Genomic DNA, 16887 nt, shown 5'->3' with positions numbered 1-16887 from the left:
GCTATTCACTCTAAGGACGGTATACCCAATGGCAATCCTGATCAGAATCAACGTTGTTAACAATAGTCAAAACCTGCAAAACCTTTACTTCTTCCAGCAGCCAGCTGCTTATACCGGAGGACCTGAGGTCTACTCCAACAGTTTGTTATCGACGCCTATCCTTCCCACCGCTCAAGGTGGTAGCTCTTACAGCTTTTTACTGAACCTGCAATATTACGCAGGCGCTCAACAGAGAACCGAGCCTCCTGCGTTAGGCCAGCCCTCAGGATTCAGTTCAGCGATTCAGCCCATCGACCTGACAACTGCGGCAGGCGGTGCTGCAACTAACAACGCTACGACCATGCAGGTACTTCCAGCTCTCGGCCTGTCGGTGCCTGCCAATGTGCCTGCCGTGCAGGCCGGTGCCTTTCGAATCAAAGTGCCGACCTATAATCCTGCGCTAAAACAATACAACGGCGGCTCCGCTGTCAAAATCGCAGGCGGCTCTGTCGTGTTGTCCAACTTCGTGACGTTGGAGCCAACCACCAATCTGGATTGCCAACCGATTCTTAAGTTCTACGTGCAAACGGGTACTTATACGGCTGGCACAGTAATGAACTTTACCAGTGCGTCGATCGACGCCGCATTGTGCGACGCCACCACTGGCTTTACTACCTTCGATGTCAGTTACAACGCGGATGGCACGTGGACCGTCAACCGTATGGCAAGCGTGACAGTCCTGGAAACCGATCATCTGGGCCAACACATCGTCAATGCTGTCGATCTGAATACTGAAATACTGAATGAAGCGGGAACTGCTACTATTTCCCTCGGGCACGCAGACCATTTCAACACCCCATTCGCTGTGACCAACCTGACTAACCCGGCAGGTCTAACCGTTCATCACGAATATCAGGTGCGTCATAACGGCGGTCATCCACTGGGCTATATGTGCACGGCCCTCAACGGTAACACGGCCACCTTTAGCTGATTCAATAGGCTCAGCCTGGCTGTAAGCCTGCTGAAAGGCGATACCCTCGCCTTTCAGCTTTTTTGCGTTATTGACTGGCCTTGCTGTAACACAACCTGCCGGGCCTGAGCCGCATGCGCACCAATGACACAAGAAAGCTGAAACCTGCCTGATTGGGATCAATCACCGGCACATAAGCCCCCAACGTTTCCTCCAGCACTTCTGCCACACGCTCGGCAACGCCGACAAACCCGGTACAGCCCAGCAGAATCGACTGCGCACCCTCTTCCCGAACAGCCAGCAAGGCCTGCTCGACGGTTTTGGCGACCACCACGTCAATGTTCGACAATTGCGGAACCGGACAATCAATGGCCCTGATAGACGCGAAAGATTCGCTCAGGCCGTAAGCGGCTATGTGACCACGCTGCATGGCCAGCGTACTTTGCAAAATCGTGATGATTGAAAAGCGCTGACTCAACGCGAGTGCAGTGAAAGCAGAAGGAGGAAAGCCGCCAATAATAGGGATATCGATCACCTCGCGTGCCGCCTCTACACCACACATATCAAAATCGCTCAACCACACCCCGTCAAAGCCTTCTTTCTCCAGCTCGATGGCTTGCGTCACCACATACTGGCCGTTCCCCAGCAGGTTTCCCCGGTTCTCGATGCACGGACTGCCACCCGGCAGGTTTCGCACCTGCACTGCTATGTCCGGCGGTAAAACCGCAGCGATCGACGCCATCAAACGATCGTTGTAAGCATCGGTGCCTACCGGAGCAAGTATACAAACTCGATAAGCGCTCATGGGCGAGACTCCCCTGCTGTCGCAAGCTGCATGGCTTCAACGCTGATGTAAGGCCCCAGATACCCCATATCGGCCAACAGCCCCATGAAGCTGGCGAGAATCTGCCCATCCGGCGTTCGCAACGCTGCATCGGCTTGCCAGGCGAACAGCGTGACCGTGCGGTCTTTCAGGCTGGGGCTGAGCGTGCCATCAGCAAGCACAGCGTCGCCGTTGGAATAAACACTTTGCCCGGGGCCGGAAACAAAATAAGCAAGGCTGTCGGGAGCGGTTACCAATGGCGCAGCGGCGCGACTGTCCCAAGCGAGCATCGATTCATTCTGATACACCACCGTACACGTCGCCTCGGCTGAAACGATGTGCATCTTTCCAACATCGAAACCCGCGCCAGTGCTCACTTCGACCGCCTTGAACTGCCCGGTGAATATCGGGCGGGCCAGCAATCCCGATTCACGCTTCAGGAAATCCTGCATGCGTGCCGCCGTGTCCAGCTCACCAGCAGCCAAGGCGTGCCCCGTCTTCACAGCGCGGGACAACGTTCCATGAATCGGCAAGGCTGCACTGAACTGTTCCGGGGCCATTACCCACATCGCCAGCCCTCCGAACTCCTTGAACTGGGCGGCCGCAACAATGGGCCGCATCATGTTTTCAATGATCGCAGCCACATCCTGTTGGTGCGTGACACTGCCGTTTTCTCCGTCTCGCGGGGTCACGTCGAGTTCCACCTGCAGACCTTCCTGGCTAACCAGCACTGCCGGTCTTGGCGAAATCGCGGCCGCCGCATAAGTCAGCATGGGCAGCGAAGGCACAGCTCGCCCTGCGCCGTCGGCGTCAATGACTTTCAAACCAAGCCGCACAGCAACCAGGCACGCAACCACAAACCCAAGCGCGCCGCTTTCTGGCGGGACAATGTAGGCAAGCTTGCGGCCTTGAGTAGCCAGTTTGCCCTGTATGTTTTCGGCAGCGCCCACGGGACCTTCGGGATAGGACGAGCCATTGATTGCCTGTGGCGAGCCCATGTACGCAACCATGACGGCATCGCCTTCGGCTGCGCTGACCGCTTCATCGACCGTCACCACCGTCACCTGATCAGCCGGATAATAAGCCCCCTTGTTGAAATGCCTTAGCAGCCCTTTGGCAGATGAAAGCGTGCCCCCGCCTCCACTGCCGAAAAAACACCCACCCGTCGCAAGCGCATCCAGATCCTGACCATTGAGTACAAATGCCATCGTGGTTCTCATCCTTGCAGTTCAGTTATAGGAAACCGGTATCCGTGTTGGCAAAAGCGTGGCTAACAGGGCGTGAGATCGAGACAGAATGGGGGGCGCATGATGCGCAGAAATGCCGCCGACTGCATGATCCAGAATTTCGCATGCCTGATCCGATTGGCCCCGGGCAATGAGCACAGTGGCGAGGTATGTCGCTGCGGATATTCGCGCCGACACCGACCCCACCGCAAACGCCATGGACAATGCACTGCGCAACGCACGCTCGGCTTCCTGCACGTTGCCCTGAGCAAGGATCGAGCGCCCCCTGATGATCATCAGATCACTCTGATAGGCCTTCTCTTGCGTTATATCGATCCTGCCGAACGCCTCAGTGACCAGCGCCTCGGACTCCTCGAAGCGGCCATCTCGCAACAGCAATTCGGCGCGTTTCAAGATCTGGAATGAATAAAACAAATGCCCGCCATGTTGCAGCATCTGTTTTTCGTAACCTTCCACTATGGTGGCCAGCCCAGCTTCGATGGGTGATCTCTGGGCCATGTGCCAACCTTGAAAGATCTGTCCGACACCGAGGTAGAAGGTAAACCCGTTCTCCCGCGATACCTGTATCAGCTCTTGAACGCAGTCGCCCACTATCGTCCCCTCTTCAAAAAGGCAGGCGAGCCAGACCACACCCTGCAAAATGACCGCGTCACTGAAAGCAGAATATCGTTCGGCTCCAAGCGCTCTCAGATCATCCAGAGCTTTCCTTGCCTGGGTGAAAAGACCACAGTGAAACGCGGATAACCCCTCAAGCATCAATGCCAGCGCGGCAAAATTGATGCCTTGCTGACCAATGCGATTGCGCGCTACGTCAGCGCTCAACCCCGATTGAGCAATGATGGACAGGCAGCGCTCGTTGTCGCCCAGCCAGTAAAGGGTATTGGCGAGGGCGATTTGAGCCTCTTCAAGCATTTCCGGAACGCCGCTCGCCTGCGCCCGGCGCAACATTATCTGAGCCGTAGAGCGTGCTTGTTGCAAATCCAGCGCCATCAGTTGACTGCTCCAGACACCGAACTGCAGCGCAGCAAGCTCCGCGGGCTCACAGATATCCGTTCCGGCATGCAGGGCCGCTTCATCACAGGCTCGGGCATCCGGGCTCAGCCAGCCCTGAAGGCCGCGATAGCACACCCCCATAAGCCGATTTAGCTCAAAAAACCGACGTCCCACAACAGGGTTGGGCGGCTGGCTGTAGCGCTGGCTCAGCGCGGCCTGAAGCAGTTGAATCGTGGCCTGAAACTCGGACCGAGCGATTGCCTGACTGGCTTGCTTTAAAACAAATTGCACGGGTAAATCGCGCTCGCGCCCTCTCAGACGTCGTTCGATTACCTTGCGGCCGACCCCCAGTAACTTGGCGGCTGCGCTTTTGTTTCCGCTGGAGAGATGAAGCGCTCGGTCAATGAGCAACTGCTCGGCAGCAGCCAACTTGTCCTTGCCCGGTAAACGCATCAGGTCGTCAACGATGTCGCGGGGTGGCGGCAGCCGTTCTTGCGAACGAGACACCTCCAGAAAGGGCTGTAAAACAATTGCGCTGATAAGTGTGCTGTCCGCCATAACACTCAGGCGTTCGATCAGAGTGCGCAATTGACGGGCATGCCCTGGCCAGCGCTGACGGGCGAGCAATACGTCAGCATCCGGGGTGAAGCTCAGAGGTCTGGATAGCCGGCTGGCAAAATAGTGCGCGAGCAACACAACATCTTCAGGACGCTGATCCAGGCCTGGCAAGACGATTTCAAAAACAGCCAGCCGGTAATAGAGGTCTTCACGAAACAGGCCTTGATCAACCATCTCACGAAGGTTGCGATGTGTGGCCGCAACAATCCTTCCCTGAAAAGCCCGGACGAGGTTGCTGCCCAGCGGGCGAAAGCTGCGCGTCTCCAGCACCCTCAACAGCACAGGCTGCAAGGCAAGAGGCAATTCACCGATCTCGTCCAGAAAAAGCGTCCCGCTACCGGCCGCTTCAAAGTGACCTACACGGGTATGGACGGCACCGGTGAACGCACCTCGGCTATGACAGAATAGCTCTGCTTCAATGAGGTGTGCTGGCAATGCAGCGCAGTTGATATCCACAAAGGGATGGAGCGGGTTCACCCCAAGCCGATGCAAGCGCTGGGCGATGACTTCTTTTCCTGCCCCCGACGGCCCGGTGATCAGTACCGTATGGCCTGTCGGTGCGATCTGATCAACCTGATGAATGACCCGTACAAACGCAGCTGAGGCCCCGACAGCAAGAACGTCGGGCTCCGAGGGTCTACGCAATAGCTCACGATCACTCAAGGGAATCCCTCCAGAAAAACTCAACCATCCGAGGCAAGGGGTGAAACATGTTCGAGGCAGTCGTGGTTTTACCAGGAATTAAACAGTCATCTCCACGCTGAAAAGTGCCTGAGTAGAAAGGGTTCCAGCGCCCTTTCGTGACCTCGACGCATTGCGCCCGGCACACCGTGAGAAATAACAGGTGAGGCAGTGCGCGAGATCATCATGCCGAGAGATGGCGAAATGCAAGCATTATTAGAGTAAAAGCACTTATGCACATGGCGTACTTGAAAGCGGCCACAGTCCCAGCGTTGCTGTTCGTGCATCAACCCAGCGTAATCAAGCCCTGACGAGCAATACGCGTCAGGTCACGAATGACCTGCTCGACGTTGTCCGTTTGTGGTGACTGCACCACAGCGAGGTCGAACTGGTCATTGGCAAAATGGCTTAGCGATTGCTGAGGATCGATGAACTGGATCAGAAACGCGCAGGAACCGCCGCGCCGACGTGGCCAGCCATCCAGATAACGTAACAGCGTGGGCTGATGAGAACCGCTCAGGAGGATTTTCGGATTCTTGCGGGACAAGACCGTGCTGATCGGGGAAAGACGAATGAGGGGGCGCAGGTTGTTCATGGTTTTTTCTCTGCCTCGCAAGATCCGCTGGGCAGCGGTGAGAGGCAACACCGAACCAACGTTTTAGCGGTATTTCGACAAGGCATGAGCCTTGCCAGGCGCCCCGCAAGTAGTTGTTAAATCGGCGCTTGAGCACGCATCCTAGAGAAACGCCCCATTCGTTGTCAATTGCCATCCGTGCCAGTGCAGCTGATGGACAGGTGCTGCAAACGCACAAAGCCCGCAGCAAGCGGGCTTTGTGGATCAAGCATAGCTGATTATCGAGCGATGACGCGGTCCAGCGACAGTTTGCCCGCGCCCTCGATGAGCACCGCCAACGCGCCGCCGAGCAACGCCAGTGCGTACTCGTAGCCGTTGTTGGCCATGAAGAAGCCGTTATGGATATGCACGGTAAAAATCGCCACCAGCAACAGCACAATAACCACCACCGCGGCCGGCCGGGCCAGCAGGCCAAGGAGCAGGCCCACACCGCCGAAGAACTCGGCACTGCCGGACATCAGTGCCATCAGGTAGCCGGGCGTCAGGCCCAGGCTTTCCATGTACTGCGCCGTGCCTTCCAGGCCGTATCCGCCAAAGGCACCAAACAGTTTCTGGCTGCCGTGGGCAATGAACGCGATGCCGACAATCACCCGCAGGAGAGTCAGACCGTAGCCAGCGCGGGTAGTAAGGACCGATTTGATCAATGTGTTCATGCGGGCAAATTCCGGAATTGATTAGAAGAAAGTGACGCCATCATAATCAAATCGACTCATGTAAACATCGCAAATAACGGCGCATAATCATCTAAAAAATCGATACCTAGCGTTTTACCACCGTTTTGTTACCGCTCTTTTCCAGCGAATCGCGCTCGCGATCAAATGCCAGGTAGTACTTGTTCACGCTGTTCACGAAAGCAACCACATTGGCCCCACCCTGCTCCATCGCCACGCGCTCGGTCTGAAAGAACCATTGGTTGGGATTGAGTCCGCGTCGCCGCGCTTCCTCGCGCATGCCTTGCACGCGCTCCGGCCCCAGGTTGTAGGCCGCCATCACGAAGGCCATGCGCTCGCGCTCGTTGACTCGGGAGCTGGAAAAATATTTGCGCTGGATCTGCGCCATGTAACGCGACCCGGCGCGGACATTGTCGTCGGCGCTCTGAATGCTCGACACGCCGACACTTTTCGCCGCAGACGGCGTGATCTGCAACAGACCTGTCGCGCCGCCGCTGCCTTTGGCGGCCGGGTCGAGCCTGGACTCCTTGAATGCCAGCGCTGCGAGGTCCAGCCAATCCATGCCTTGCGCATCAGCGTGGCGTTGCAGCATGGGGCGCAGTTGCTCAAGACGCTGGCGATTGTTGCTGACCAGTGGATTATTCACCTTGTAGGTGTTCTTGTACGCCTTGGCGAACACCAGGTCCTGCTGGGCCGACGGTTTATATCCCTTGAGAAAGTCGTCGACACTGGCGCGCAGCAGGGTGGCGTTGTCACGCACGAACCAACTGATGTCACCGTGAGTCGGCAAGGTCAGGCCGCGATCAATGCGCAACTCAGGCATGATCTTCGCCCAACGTTCAGCAATGGGTTGCTCGACCAGGGTCATCGGGTAAATACCCGCCTGGACCATTTCCAGCACGTCCTCGACGGCCAGGCTGGGGTCGACCCATTCGATTTTCGCCAGCGGCAATTTGCGCAGCTCCAGTTGCCGGTTGACCTGATGCAAGGCTTCATCGGCGGCGCTGCCGTTGGGCAGGCTCAGCGTGCGCCCGGACAACTGATCCACACGGCGCAGGCTGCGCTGACCGCGAACGCCGACCAGCACCAGCGGCACGTCATGCACGATCGGCGCGCTGGCCTTGATGCCTTTGGCCTCGCTGACATCAAGCAATTCGCCAGGCGCGATCATGTCGCCTTCGCCGCGCTGCAACGCCGTCAACAGCTGGTTCTTGGCTTTGGGAATGATCTTGAACGTGACTTTCTGTCCGTCGCGGGCATGGCTGTTGAGGTATTGCTCGAAGGCTTGCAGGCGATGATATTCGACGCCGATTTCCTGTCCTTTGACGTCGCCGGAACTGTTGCGGCTCTGATTGACCAGCACCTTCAACACTTTGCTGCTGCGAATGGTGGGCAGATCGCGGACCTGCGTGCTGTGCTGGACCGCATCGGGGCCGGACTGACGTGCAGACACCTGCAACGGCAAACAGGCCAGCAGACAGATAAAAGACACAAGCGCGGATCGGGTCATTCACTTCCCCAGGGCAATGCCGGAAAAAAACAGGAAAAAGGAATCTTGAGGTCACGCAGCCGCATCGAACAGCGAAGAAAGTCGTCGAGCGTTCTCGCTCAATCATTTGAATACCCAGCTTTTTCTTGGCTATTTCTTATTGCAACTGCGGCTCTGGTATGCTCCGCAGCCTTCAGCTGGAGGTAGCACCATGCAACTCATCGACATCGGCGTCAATCTGACCAACGCAAGCTTCGCCTCGCAGCGACAGGCGGTACTCGACCGCGCCTATGCCGCAGGCGTCGATCAACTGGTGGTCACCGGCACCAGTGTCGAAGGCAGCGAACAAGCCTTGCAGCTGTGTCACGAACTCGATGAAAGCGCGCAACGCCTGTTTTGTACCGCAGGCATCCACCCGCACTCAGCGAGCGATTGGACCGGCGACACCGAGAAACAGTTGCATGCCCTGCTCAAGGAAAATCGCGTGCGTGCCGTGGGTGAATGCGGGCTGGATTTCAACCGTGACTTCTCCCCTCGCCCTCAGCAGGAAAAGGTGCTTGAAGCGCACCTGGTCATGGCCGTGGAACTGCAACTGCCCGTCTTTCTCCACGAGCGCGATGCCAATCAGCGTCTGCTGGACATTCTGCGCGACTACCGCGACCGCCTGCCTGCGGCCGTGGTGCATTGCTTCACCGGGGAGCGGACGGCGCTGTTCAGCTACCTGGACCTGGACCTGCACATTGGCATCACCGGCTGGATCTGCGACGAACGGCGTGGCACTCACCTGCATGCGCTGGTGGGCAACATCCCGCGCGGTCGATTGATGCTGGAAAGTGATGCGCCCTATCTGCTGCCTCGCAGCCTGCGCCCCAAGCCGAAAAATGGTCGCAACGAGCCCGCCTATCTGCCGGAAGTATTGCGCGAAGTGGCGTTGCACCGGGGCGAAAGTCAGGAAGACCTGGCGCGTCATAGCACGGCCTGCGCACGGGCGTTTTTCGACCTGCCGACCGTGCAACAGACAGAGGAAGAAAATCTGCAGCTTTGTTGACCCGCATCAAGGGCGGCGTTGATGGATGAGGCATCGTGATGGCATCTTGCTGCTATTCCACACGATCATCAAAGAAGACCGCTCATGGGCTCATGGCTTGGCAACCTTTCACTGAAGTACAAATTCTGGGCCGTCAACGCGGTCGCTTTTTTCACCACGCTGTTGCTGGTGCTGTTCGCCCTGCAACTCGAACAACAGGCACGCGCAGAAACCTCACGCCAAGCTGCGCAAGCCCAGGCGCGGCTTCTGAGCGCCTGGCCTGCCGACAAACCGCTGCCCTCCAGCGACACGCTGCTGGTCTACACCCAAGGTCAGGCGCCCGTGCTGAACGGGCTGGCGCTGCCAGAACTGGCAAACGGCAGCGGCTGGGTTGCACTGGATAAACCGTCTGGTGGTCAATGGCTGAACGGGGCCTGGCTTGCGCCCGCAAATAAGGGTCAGCAGCTTGCCGTGCTGGCCTTTACCCCGACCTTCAAGCAAATACTGCTGGATCGCTTCACGCACTACGCCGCCGCCGTTTTTGTGCTGATGTTGCTGATGCTCTGCGCCTCGCAACTGTTGATCCGTTTTTTGCTCAGCCAGCTCAACGCGCTCAAGGACGTGATGCTGCATGTCGAGAAAAGCGGCGACCTGTCAGCCCGCGTAGCCAACCGCAGTGACGACGAAGTGGGGCAGATGGCCAAGGCCTTCAACGCTATGCAGGCCGGATACCAGCGGGTGGTCAACACCGTTTCGCAGACCGCCAGCCGCCTCGATGAGGGCGCCGCGCATCTGGCCTCGGGCATGAAGGATGTGCGCCAGGGCATGCTCGGCCAGCAAAGTGAAACCGATCAGGTGGCCACCGCGATCAACGAGATGACGGCCACTGTCCACCACATCGCGCAGCACGCTACGGCCACCCGCGATCAGTCGCAGACCGCCGATGCGCTGGCGGTCACCGGCAAGGGCGTTGTCGATCGTGTGCAGGTGTCGATTGCCGGGCTTTCCAGCGGTGTGCAGCAGACGGCTGAAATGATCCAGCGCATGGCCGAAGACAGCCAGAAGATCAATAGCGTGGTCAACGTGATCCACAGCATTGCCGAGCAGACCAACCTGCTGGCCCTGAACGCCGCCATCGAAGCCGCACGCGCCGGGGAGATGGGTCGGGGCTTCGCGGTGGTCGCCGACGAGGTGCGCAACCTGGCCAGGCGCGTGCAGACCTCGACCGACGAGATCACCACGATGGTCTCGACCCTGCAAAGCGGCACCCGCGATGCGGTGGATTTCATGCAGGACAGCTCGTTCAAGGCCGATGAATGCGTACAACAGGCCAGGGAAGCCGGCGAGGCCCTGGCGGCGATTGCCAGCGCGGTGGCGCAGATGCGCGAAAGCAACACGCAGATCGCCGTTGCAGCCCAGCAGCAGAGCCAGGTGGCAGAGGACATGAACCGCGCCGTAGTGAGCATCCGCGATGTCACCGAGCGCACGGTGATTCAGACGGTGGATTCCGCCAGCACCAGCGACCAGCTCGCCACACTGGCGGGCGAGCTCAGCAGCGCCATCGGCCAGCTCAGGCTGTAACAGGCTATCGATACGATAGAAAGGCTTGACTCGCGGACGACCGGAGGCAGGCCTACTCTTCAGCCATTGAACGACACACTGAAAGTCGTCCTGAATACCGTGTTGAAGAGGACATCAATATGAACATGAACAAGCCACTTGATCTGCACCACAACCAACGTCATGACAACATCGATCATCAAGAGCAATCAGCCAGCGTTACTCTTTATCTGATTGCCGTCCCCCTGTTCATACTTGCGTCCTTGCTGGTACTCAATGGCATGTTTTCCGAAAGCCTTTCATCGATGGCTATCGGTGTGATCGGGCTGGCGGCGGCGCTGGGATTCCAGCGCAAGGACGCCGCACGGCTCGCTCAGAAGCCTTGACCGGCCTGTTCAGCCAAACACCGTCACCGTCTGGCGACTGATCGCAATCAACTCGCCTTCAGGGCTCCACAAAGCTGCGGCCGTGTGACCATAGCCGTCGCTGGCATGCTCGATGACCGCGCGATAGCTGCACCATTGCAGCGTATCGAGCGCGGGCTGCGGCTGAACGAACTCGATGGTCCAGGTCAGCGAACTGCCAGGCGCGGGTTTATTCAGGTGCGGCAATATCGCCGGCGGCCAGGTGTCAACCAGCGCCAGAATGTACGCTTAACTCAAGGGCCTGGCCTGCTGCTCATCACGAAACCGCACGTAACCGCCAATCGCCGGTGAGGGTGTATTGCTGTAAGGCATGCCACCCAACGCCCAGCGAACGTCCATGAAGCGCAGGTAGTCGGGCATCAGGCCGCTGACGAAAGGCAGCTCCGGGCAGTGTTCAAGCGGTGTGAGGTCTGGTGCGGGCTGGGCGGCCACGGCAATCATCGACTCCCGAGCCGCGCCGAAGCTGCCCTGAATCAGCGTCATCACCTCGCCATTCTGCACGGCACGCCCCAGCACCTGGCTGACGCCCTTGCCGTGGCGCAGAATTTCGACCTCGAAAGCAATCGGCACGCCGGGCGCTGCCGGGCCAACGAAAGTGATCGCCAGCGAACGGATTGGCCGCCCTTCCGGCACCTGTTTGCGCATTGCCTCATAGGTCAGCGCTGCCATCAACCCGCCAAAGCAGGCGCGCCCCTGGGACCATTCGGCAGGAATGGTCACCGAGTGCGGGTTGTCACGGGCGGCATCGATCAATTCGGAAAAGGTCATGGTCACTCCAACGGCTCAGAATTCGTTACTCAATATTCAATGAAGGATTCAGTGATTGGATGATAACCATCCTCTTTCTGAGCCGCATACTTCATAGTGGCCATTAGTGCGGCTTGAATGGCACTTTTTCGCGAAAAGACTGCCACGGCCTGCCAGATCAGAAACAGGCTTTGGCCAGCCGTTTGAGTGACGCTTCGGCCTTGCGCTCGGCCTGCACGATGCCGATTTGCCAACCGGGCACGCAGGGTGCCAGGTCCGCCTGCTCTTCAGCCTGCGCCAGCCACTGCAAGTGATCGTGCCAGTCGCCGAGTTCGCCCTGTGCGGACTTGAGCCGGGCCTGCATGTTTTTCGGTTGATGGCTGAGTTCCGGGTAGGCTTCGGCGGCGTAACGCACGCGCTTGATCAGCAGCCGCAGATCGTGGCGGTCATGCCCAGGCTCGGCGATGGCCACGCGCAGTTTCTTCCACTGCTTGTCCATGCGCTTTTCGATGGTCTTGCGCAGCCCGCGCAACAGCCCCTGCCGCTGCTGCACGCGCAGCGTTTGCGGAAAGCGGTCGATCAGCGCCAGCAAACCGGCCAGCTCGGCTGAGGTGGCGACTTTCGGGCAGGCATCTCCCAGGTACTGGTCGCGTTTGAACGCGGCCTCGTTCAGGCCCTGTTCTTCGAGAAACGCGGCCAGCACCTGCATGTCCCGCAACGGCGTGGTCAACTGGCCTACCGCCTTGGCGGCTTCTTCCAGTTCTGCGGCAGCCGGAATCTCGCGCAGCGGGCGCAACACGCTGCGCAGACGCCGCACGGTGGTACGTAAATCATGCAGCGCTTCACTGTCGGTCGAAACCGCCAGACGCGCCTGACAAGCGAGCAATTTGACATCCAGCGCCAACACTTCGGCAACCAGATGATTGACCATTGAAGACATGCAATTCCCCTTCGACAAGACGACTCATGAATGCCTGTCCCTGACGGCTGACACTCTCCACGGCAAACGCCGACGCAGCGCCCTCAACGCCTCTCTCAGGCGACTCGCCGAGGCCAGTCGTCCAGCGTAGCGCTGCGCCTGAAACTCGCGAATGAACGCGGTGATAGCCTCGGCATGCTGCGGAAAGAACAACACCGCACGACGGCAGAACGCATCAGCGCCCTCACCCGGCATACGACGCAGACCATGGCGGGCCAGCAAGCGTTCAAATGCGCCGAACACGCGCAGCTGCGAATCGCTCTCGCGCTGCCATGGCTTGAACAGCCACAATGCAATCAAACCCAGTGAAAGCACGATGCCCGCTACAAAAACCGGTGCCTGAAACCCGGAAAACCAGCGGCCGAGAATTTGTAACTGTTGTTGTCCCTGATAGCCCAGTACCCAGCGCTGCCAACCGTAGTTGAGGTTGTCCCAGCTCAGGCGCAGGGTGTTGAGCCAGGGCACGTTGCGATAGCGCAGCGCTGACAGCGGCGAATCCTGCAGGAACGCTTCGTCAGCCGCCAGTGCCTGCTCCAGACCTTGTTCGATACGTTGCGGCGCAACGGCCGCCGTCGGGTCGACACTCCGCCAGCCCACGCCCGGCTGCCAGTATTCGACCCAGGCGTGGGCATCGAACTGACGCACCGTCAGGTACTGCCCGTCCGGGTTCAGTTCGCCGCCCTGATACCCGGCCACCACCCGCGCCGGAATGCCTGCAGCACGCAGTACAAAGGTCATGGCCCCGGCGTAGTGCGCGCAGAAGCCGCGGCGACTGGCAAACAGGAACTCGTCAATGCTGTCGTTACCCAGCGGCGTAGGCTTGAGGGTGTAATGAAACGGCTGGTCGCTGAAATAGCCGAGCATGGCCTCAACCAGCGCATCCGGCCTGGCATAGCGACGGCGCAGGTCAGCGGCCCACTGGCGAGCCTGCTCATCGCCTTTGGCGGGCAGTTGCAGGTTCTGCCGCTGAATCTGCTCGCTGGACTGCGGGTCGCGAAGGCTCTGCGGCCAGGAACTGACGGCATACAGCAACGACTGCTCGATGGGCCGTCTGCGTTGCAGGCGAAAATCGCTCATCTGGCGCACGTCGGGCAACGTGGTTTGCGCCACGTCGAGGCTCGGCATCCAAGGTCGACCGCTGGCCTCCATGACAATGCTGTAGGCCAGCGCAGGGCCACGTTTTTCCCACTGCGGCACCTGCACGGTCTGCGCGCGTGCCGACTGCGACCAGCGACGTCCGTCGAACTGCTCAAGGGTCAGGCCGCGCCAGTAAAGCTGATTGCGCGCCGGCATCGGCCCCTCAAAACTGGCACGAAATACCAGCGCGGGGGATTTGCTCAGTTCTGCCATGTCGCCCGGCGCCATGTTGTCGGACAGCCCCGTGACACCCTTGTTGCTCGGTTGCGGCAAGGACCAGAGCGGGTCCAGGCGCGGAAAAAACACAAACAGCAGCAGCATCAGCGGCACGGCCTGGGCCATCAGTTTGAAGGCCATCTTGAGCGTATCGGCGGATTTGCCAGCCAGATCCGATTGTTGCAGGCCGATCAACGCAGCCAGCAACGCCCCGACCGGTAACAAACTGAAAAGCGCCCACAGCAGGTTGTCCTCGAACAGATAGCCAACCGCCACGCAAAAAAAGCCGAGGAAGATCAGCACTCGTGCGTCGCGACGGTTGTTCATCTCCAGCATTTTCAGGACGAAAGCCGCCACCAGCAGCGCAGCGCCCGCATCCAGACCGACCAGGCTGCCACGGGCCAGGTACACGCCACCCGCGGTGCCCACCAGCAACCCGGACTTGATCCAGGTGCCGGGCAGCCGGGCGCGCATGCGAAACACCTGAACCCGCCAGAATGTGCAGCCCAGCCACAGGAGGGTGATGGAAATCGGCACGTGCTGGACAAATGGCAGCACCACCAGCGCCTGTGCCAACAGCAGCCAGGTGAGGCTGACACGCGCAATGGGCGCGGCGGTTATCGACACGGCGGCAATGGCATCGGCCCTGTTGATCATGGTCGGAGACCATAGAGCGCAAGGGCGCGCAGGCAGGCTTCGCGATGCGCGTCACCGCTGTCCACCGTCGAGAGAAAACCCGGCAGGCGCAAGGCAAAAGGCTGATGACGCTGGGACAACTCCAGCACCCAGTAACACAAGCGCGACAGGCGCTCCTCAATGTCGCCGCCGAGTGCCATGAAGTCCAGGCACAGGTCATGGCCGCTCAAGTCAGTGAAATCCTTGACCAGCAGGCCCTGCCCTCGGGAGTACGCTTTCCAGTGCAGACGGCTGCGGTTGTCGCCCGGCTGGTAACTGCGCAGGCCTTGAAAATCATCGACACCGGCACCCTGAGTCGCTTGGCCGTCGTCTTCAGCATGGGGCTGCACACCTTTGCGCAGCGGCAGGGTCCCGGACAACGGCCGTGGGTAGATCAAGGCGCTCTGCTCCAGGTCCAACCAGCTCCAGGCGCGAAAAACGCCCAATGGAAAGACGCTCTCGACGCGTAATCTGGGCGCACGCAGCCAGCCACGTTTCTCGGCAGGCAGAGTCAGCTCCAGGTCAGTCAGCCCGCGTGGCAGTACATCGCCCGATTGCAGGGCTGTTGCGCTCCAGCCCAGGCCCAACGCGTGATGGGCCTGCCCGGCGCTTTCCAGACGCAGGCGCAGTTGCACCGGCTCGCCGACAAACACCGAACGCGCCACACCGGCACTGAGAATCAAGCCGCTGAGGTTGCGATACGTGTGCAGGATGGCCAGCACACCAACTGACAGCAGCAGAAAGGTCAGGCCGTAAGCCAGGCTGTTCTGGTAGTTGATCGCCACCAGCAGCATGAGCACCAGCACGATCGCAAAGGTCATGCCGGTGCGCGTCGGCATGATGAAGATGCGCCGATGGTCAAGGGTGATGCGCGACGCCGGGGGAATACGTCGTGCCAGCCAGCGTTGCCAGCGCGGTTTGAGCGGTTCGATCAAAGCACCGGCACCTCGCGCAACAACCATTGCACCAGCGCCCCGCCGCCATGCCCGGTCGGGTCACTGCGCTCACGCAGCCGATGGCCAACCACCGACGGCAGCACCGCCTGCACGTCTTCGGGAATCACGTAATCGCGCCCCAGCAACATCGCCCAGGCCCGCGCCGCCGCCAGAATCGCCAGGCTCGCCCTGGGCGACAGGCCGTAGGCAAACTGCGCCTGGCTGCGCGTCGCATCGACCAGCCGCAGCACATAATCGACCAGCGCATCACTGGCGCGCACCTGCCGCGCCTGCGCTTGAAGCTGACCGAGCAGGGCGTGATCCAGAATCGGTTGCAGGCGCGGTAACAGCTCACGGCGCGACTCGCCGAGCAGTAAAGCTTTTTCTGCGGCTCTGGCGGGATAGCCCATGGAAATACGCATCAGGAAGCGGTCGAGCTGCGACTCGGGCAGCGCAAAGGTGCCACCCGAACTGAACGGGTTCTGAGTGGCGATCACAAAAAACGGATCGGGCAACAGTCGGGTCGCACCTTCGATGGACACCTGCCCTTCTTCCATTGCTTCCAGCAAAGCGCTCTGACTTTTGGGCGTGGCGCGGTTGATTTCATCGGCGAGCACCAGCTCGGCAAAGATCGGCCCGGGGTGGAAGGTGAATTGCCCACTGTCGCGATCAAAGACCGAGGTGCCCAGAATATCGCCGGGTAACAGGTCGGAGGTGAACTGAATGCGCTGATAACTCAGGCCAAGAATTTTCGCCAGCGCATGGCTGAGGGTGGTCTTGCCCATGCCCGGCAAGTCCTCGATCAGCAGATGCCCGCCGCCGATCAGGCAGGTCATGGCCAGCCGCACCTGCGCTTCCTTGCCCAGAATCACTTCATTGATGGCGCTCAGGCACGCATCGAGTTTTCTACCCATCGAAAGCCCCTTCCGAAAACAGCTGCATGACTGCGGGACTGCAAGCGATGCAAAACGTCTGAACACTCTACGGTGAGCGTAGGCCGTTTCGCTAGAGTCGGTAGGGATTTGATGTGATGCGCGCGGAACGAAAAACCCGACTATCGTGCGACGCTCCGCGTCGGCAT

General features: G+C 59.5%; 14 protein-coding genes and 1 pseudogene. 4 read left to right on the top strand and 11 right to left on the bottom strand.

Annotated features, from left to right (window positions below; translation table 11 throughout):
* Positions 1 to 28: 28 nt before the first annotated feature.
* Positions 29 to 970 carry a hypothetical protein gene (locus tag PSPTO_RS11745; protein ID WP_046463436.1) on the top strand — a complete coding sequence of 314 codons (942 nt, stop codon included), beginning with the start codon at positions 29 to 31 and terminating at the stop codon, positions 968 to 970.
* A gap of 67 nt (positions 971 to 1037) precedes the next feature.
* On the opposite strand, the gene PSPTO_RS11740 is transcribed toward PSPTO_RS11745, so the two are convergent.
* From PSPTO_RS11740 to PSPTO_RS11715, 6 genes are all read right to left on the bottom strand, one after another.
* Complete coding sequence (locus PSPTO_RS11740) at positions 1038 to 1754, bottom strand: aspartate/glutamate racemase family protein (RefSeq protein WP_011103921.1); 717 nt, start codon at positions 1752 to 1754, stop codon at positions 1038 to 1040.
* The gene (locus PSPTO_RS11735; RefSeq protein ID WP_011103920.1) at positions 1751 to 2980 is read right to left on the bottom strand and encodes a DUF917 domain-containing protein; all 1230 of its coding nucleotides are present in this window, start codon (positions 2978 to 2980) and stop codon (positions 1751 to 1753) included. The genes PSPTO_RS11740 and PSPTO_RS11735 overlap by 4 nt, the downstream gene beginning before the upstream one ends.
* 21 nt (positions 2981 to 3001) lie before the next feature.
* A complete protein-coding gene (locus PSPTO_RS11730) occupies positions 3002 to 5293 on the bottom strand; it encodes a sigma-54-dependent transcriptional regulator (RefSeq protein WP_011103919.1) in 2292 nt (763 codons plus the stop codon).
* Positions 5294 to 5597: 304 nt separating this feature from the next.
* Complete coding sequence (locus PSPTO_RS11725; RefSeq protein ID WP_005765765.1) at positions 5598 to 5906, bottom strand: hypothetical protein; 309 nt, start codon at positions 5904 to 5906, stop codon at positions 5598 to 5600.
* Positions 5907 to 6163: 257 nt separating this feature from the next.
* Positions 6164 to 6598: a DoxX family protein gene (locus PSPTO_RS11720; protein ID WP_005765767.1), complete on the bottom strand. Its 435-nt coding sequence runs from the start codon at positions 6596 to 6598 to the stop codon at positions 6164 to 6166.
* A gap of 106 nt (positions 6599 to 6704) precedes the next feature.
* Positions 6705 to 8126 carry a transglycosylase SLT domain-containing protein gene (locus PSPTO_RS11715; protein ID WP_005765770.1) on the bottom strand — a complete coding sequence of 474 codons (1422 nt, stop codon included), beginning with the start codon at positions 8124 to 8126 and terminating at the stop codon, positions 6705 to 6707.
* A 190-nt stretch (positions 8127 to 8316) separates the two neighbouring features.
* On the opposite strand from PSPTO_RS11715, the gene PSPTO_RS11710 reads away from it, so the two are divergent.
* The 3 genes from PSPTO_RS11710 (at position 8317) to PSPTO_RS11700 (ending at position 11078) form a co-directional block, all read left to right on the top strand.
* Positions 8317 to 9153, top strand: coding sequence for a TatD family hydrolase (locus PSPTO_RS11710; protein WP_011103918.1), 837 nt, complete (start codon positions 8317 to 8319; stop codon positions 9151 to 9153).
* An 84-nt stretch (positions 9154 to 9237) separates the two neighbouring features.
* Positions 9238 to 10713 (top strand): methyl-accepting chemotaxis protein, encoded by a 1476-nt coding sequence (locus tag PSPTO_RS11705; protein WP_011103917.1) that lies wholly within the window; start codon positions 9238 to 9240, stop codon positions 10711 to 10713.
* A 125-nt stretch (positions 10714 to 10838) separates the two neighbouring features.
* Entirely contained in the window at positions 10839 to 11078 is a 240-nt protein-coding gene (locus tag PSPTO_RS11700; protein WP_024666974.1) for a hypothetical protein, read from the top strand.
* A 9-nt stretch (positions 11079 to 11087) separates the two neighbouring features.
* Here the strand turns inward: PSPTO_RS11700 and PSPTO_RS11695 are convergent.
* The 5 genes and pseudogenes from PSPTO_RS11695 to PSPTO_RS11675 form a co-directional block, all read right to left on the bottom strand.
* Positions 11088 to 11885 (bottom strand): annotated as a pseudogene (locus tag PSPTO_RS11695) (acyl-CoA thioesterase).
* A 157-nt stretch (positions 11886 to 12042) separates the two neighbouring features.
* Positions 12043 to 12804 (bottom strand): CHAD domain-containing protein, encoded by a 762-nt coding sequence (locus PSPTO_RS11690; RefSeq protein ID WP_011103916.1) that lies wholly within the window; start codon positions 12802 to 12804, stop codon positions 12043 to 12045.
* Positions 12805 to 12828: 24 nt separating this feature from the next.
* The gene (locus PSPTO_RS11685; RefSeq protein ID WP_046463435.1) at positions 12829 to 14853 is read right to left on the bottom strand and encodes a transglutaminase TgpA family protein; all 2025 of its coding nucleotides are present in this window, start codon (positions 14851 to 14853) and stop codon (positions 12829 to 12831) included.
* Positions 14850 to 15833 carry a DUF58 domain-containing protein gene (locus tag PSPTO_RS11680; protein ID WP_005765784.1) on the bottom strand — a complete coding sequence of 328 codons (984 nt, stop codon included), beginning with the start codon at positions 15831 to 15833 and terminating at the stop codon, positions 14850 to 14852. The genes PSPTO_RS11685 and PSPTO_RS11680 overlap by 4 nt, the downstream gene beginning before the upstream one ends.
* Positions 15803 to 16720, bottom strand: coding sequence for an AAA family ATPase (locus PSPTO_RS11675; RefSeq protein ID WP_005738027.1), 918 nt, complete (start codon positions 16718 to 16720; stop codon positions 15803 to 15805). The genes PSPTO_RS11680 and PSPTO_RS11675 overlap by 31 nt, the downstream gene beginning before the upstream one ends.
* Positions 16721 to 16887: the final 167 nt, after the last annotated feature.

The sequence above is a fragment of the Pseudomonas syringae pv. tomato str. DC3000 genome (assembly GCF_000007805.1).
Classification (GTDB): Bacteria; Pseudomonadota; Gammaproteobacteria; order Pseudomonadales; family Pseudomonadaceae; genus Aquipseudomonas; species Aquipseudomonas avellanae.
The sequence above is the reverse complement of the archived record's forward strand: the minus strand, read 5'-3'. Positions and strand labels throughout refer to the sequence as shown.

Coding starts and splice junctions, on each gene's coding strand:
- PSPTO_RS11690 (WP_011103916.1), bottom strand. CDS start 12,804: ATGTCTTCAATGGTCAATCATCTGGTTGCCGAAGTGTTGGCGCTGGAT.
- PSPTO_RS11745 (WP_046463436.1), top strand. CDS start 29: ATGGCAATCCTGATCAGAATCAACGTTGTTAACAATAGTCAAAACCTG.
- PSPTO_RS11680 (WP_005765784.1), bottom strand. CDS start 15,833: ATGGTTGTTGCGCGAGGTGCCGGTGCTTTGATCGAACCGCTCAAACCG.
- PSPTO_RS11725 (WP_005765765.1), bottom strand. CDS start 5,906: ATGAACAACCTGCGCCCCCTCATTCGTCTTTCCCCGATCAGCACGGTC.
- PSPTO_RS11735 (WP_011103920.1), bottom strand. CDS start 2,980: ATGGCATTTGTACTCAATGGTCAGGATCTGGATGCGCTTGCGACGGGT.
- PSPTO_RS11700 (WP_024666974.1), top strand. CDS start 10,839: ATGAACAAGCCACTTGATCTGCACCACAACCAACGTCATGACAACATC.
- PSPTO_RS11720 (WP_005765767.1), bottom strand. CDS start 6,598: ATGAACACATTGATCAAATCGGTCCTTACTACCCGCGCTGGCTACGGT.
- PSPTO_RS11685 (WP_046463435.1), bottom strand. CDS start 14,853: ATGATCAACAGGGCCGATGCCATTGCCGCCGTGTCGATAACCGCCGCG.
- PSPTO_RS11740 (WP_011103921.1), bottom strand. CDS start 1,754: ATGAGCGCTTATCGAGTTTGTATACTTGCTCCGGTAGGCACCGATGCT.
- PSPTO_RS11705 (WP_011103917.1), top strand. CDS start 9,238: ATGGGCTCATGGCTTGGCAACCTTTCACTGAAGTACAAATTCTGGGCC.
- PSPTO_RS11710 (WP_011103918.1), top strand. CDS start 8,317: ATGCAACTCATCGACATCGGCGTCAATCTGACCAACGCAAGCTTCGCC.
- PSPTO_RS11715 (WP_005765770.1), bottom strand. CDS start 8,126: ATGACCCGATCCGCGCTTGTGTCTTTTATCTGTCTGCTGGCCTGTTTG.
- PSPTO_RS11675 (WP_005738027.1), bottom strand. CDS start 16,720: ATGGGTAGAAAACTCGATGCGTGCCTGAGCGCCATCAATGAAGTGATT.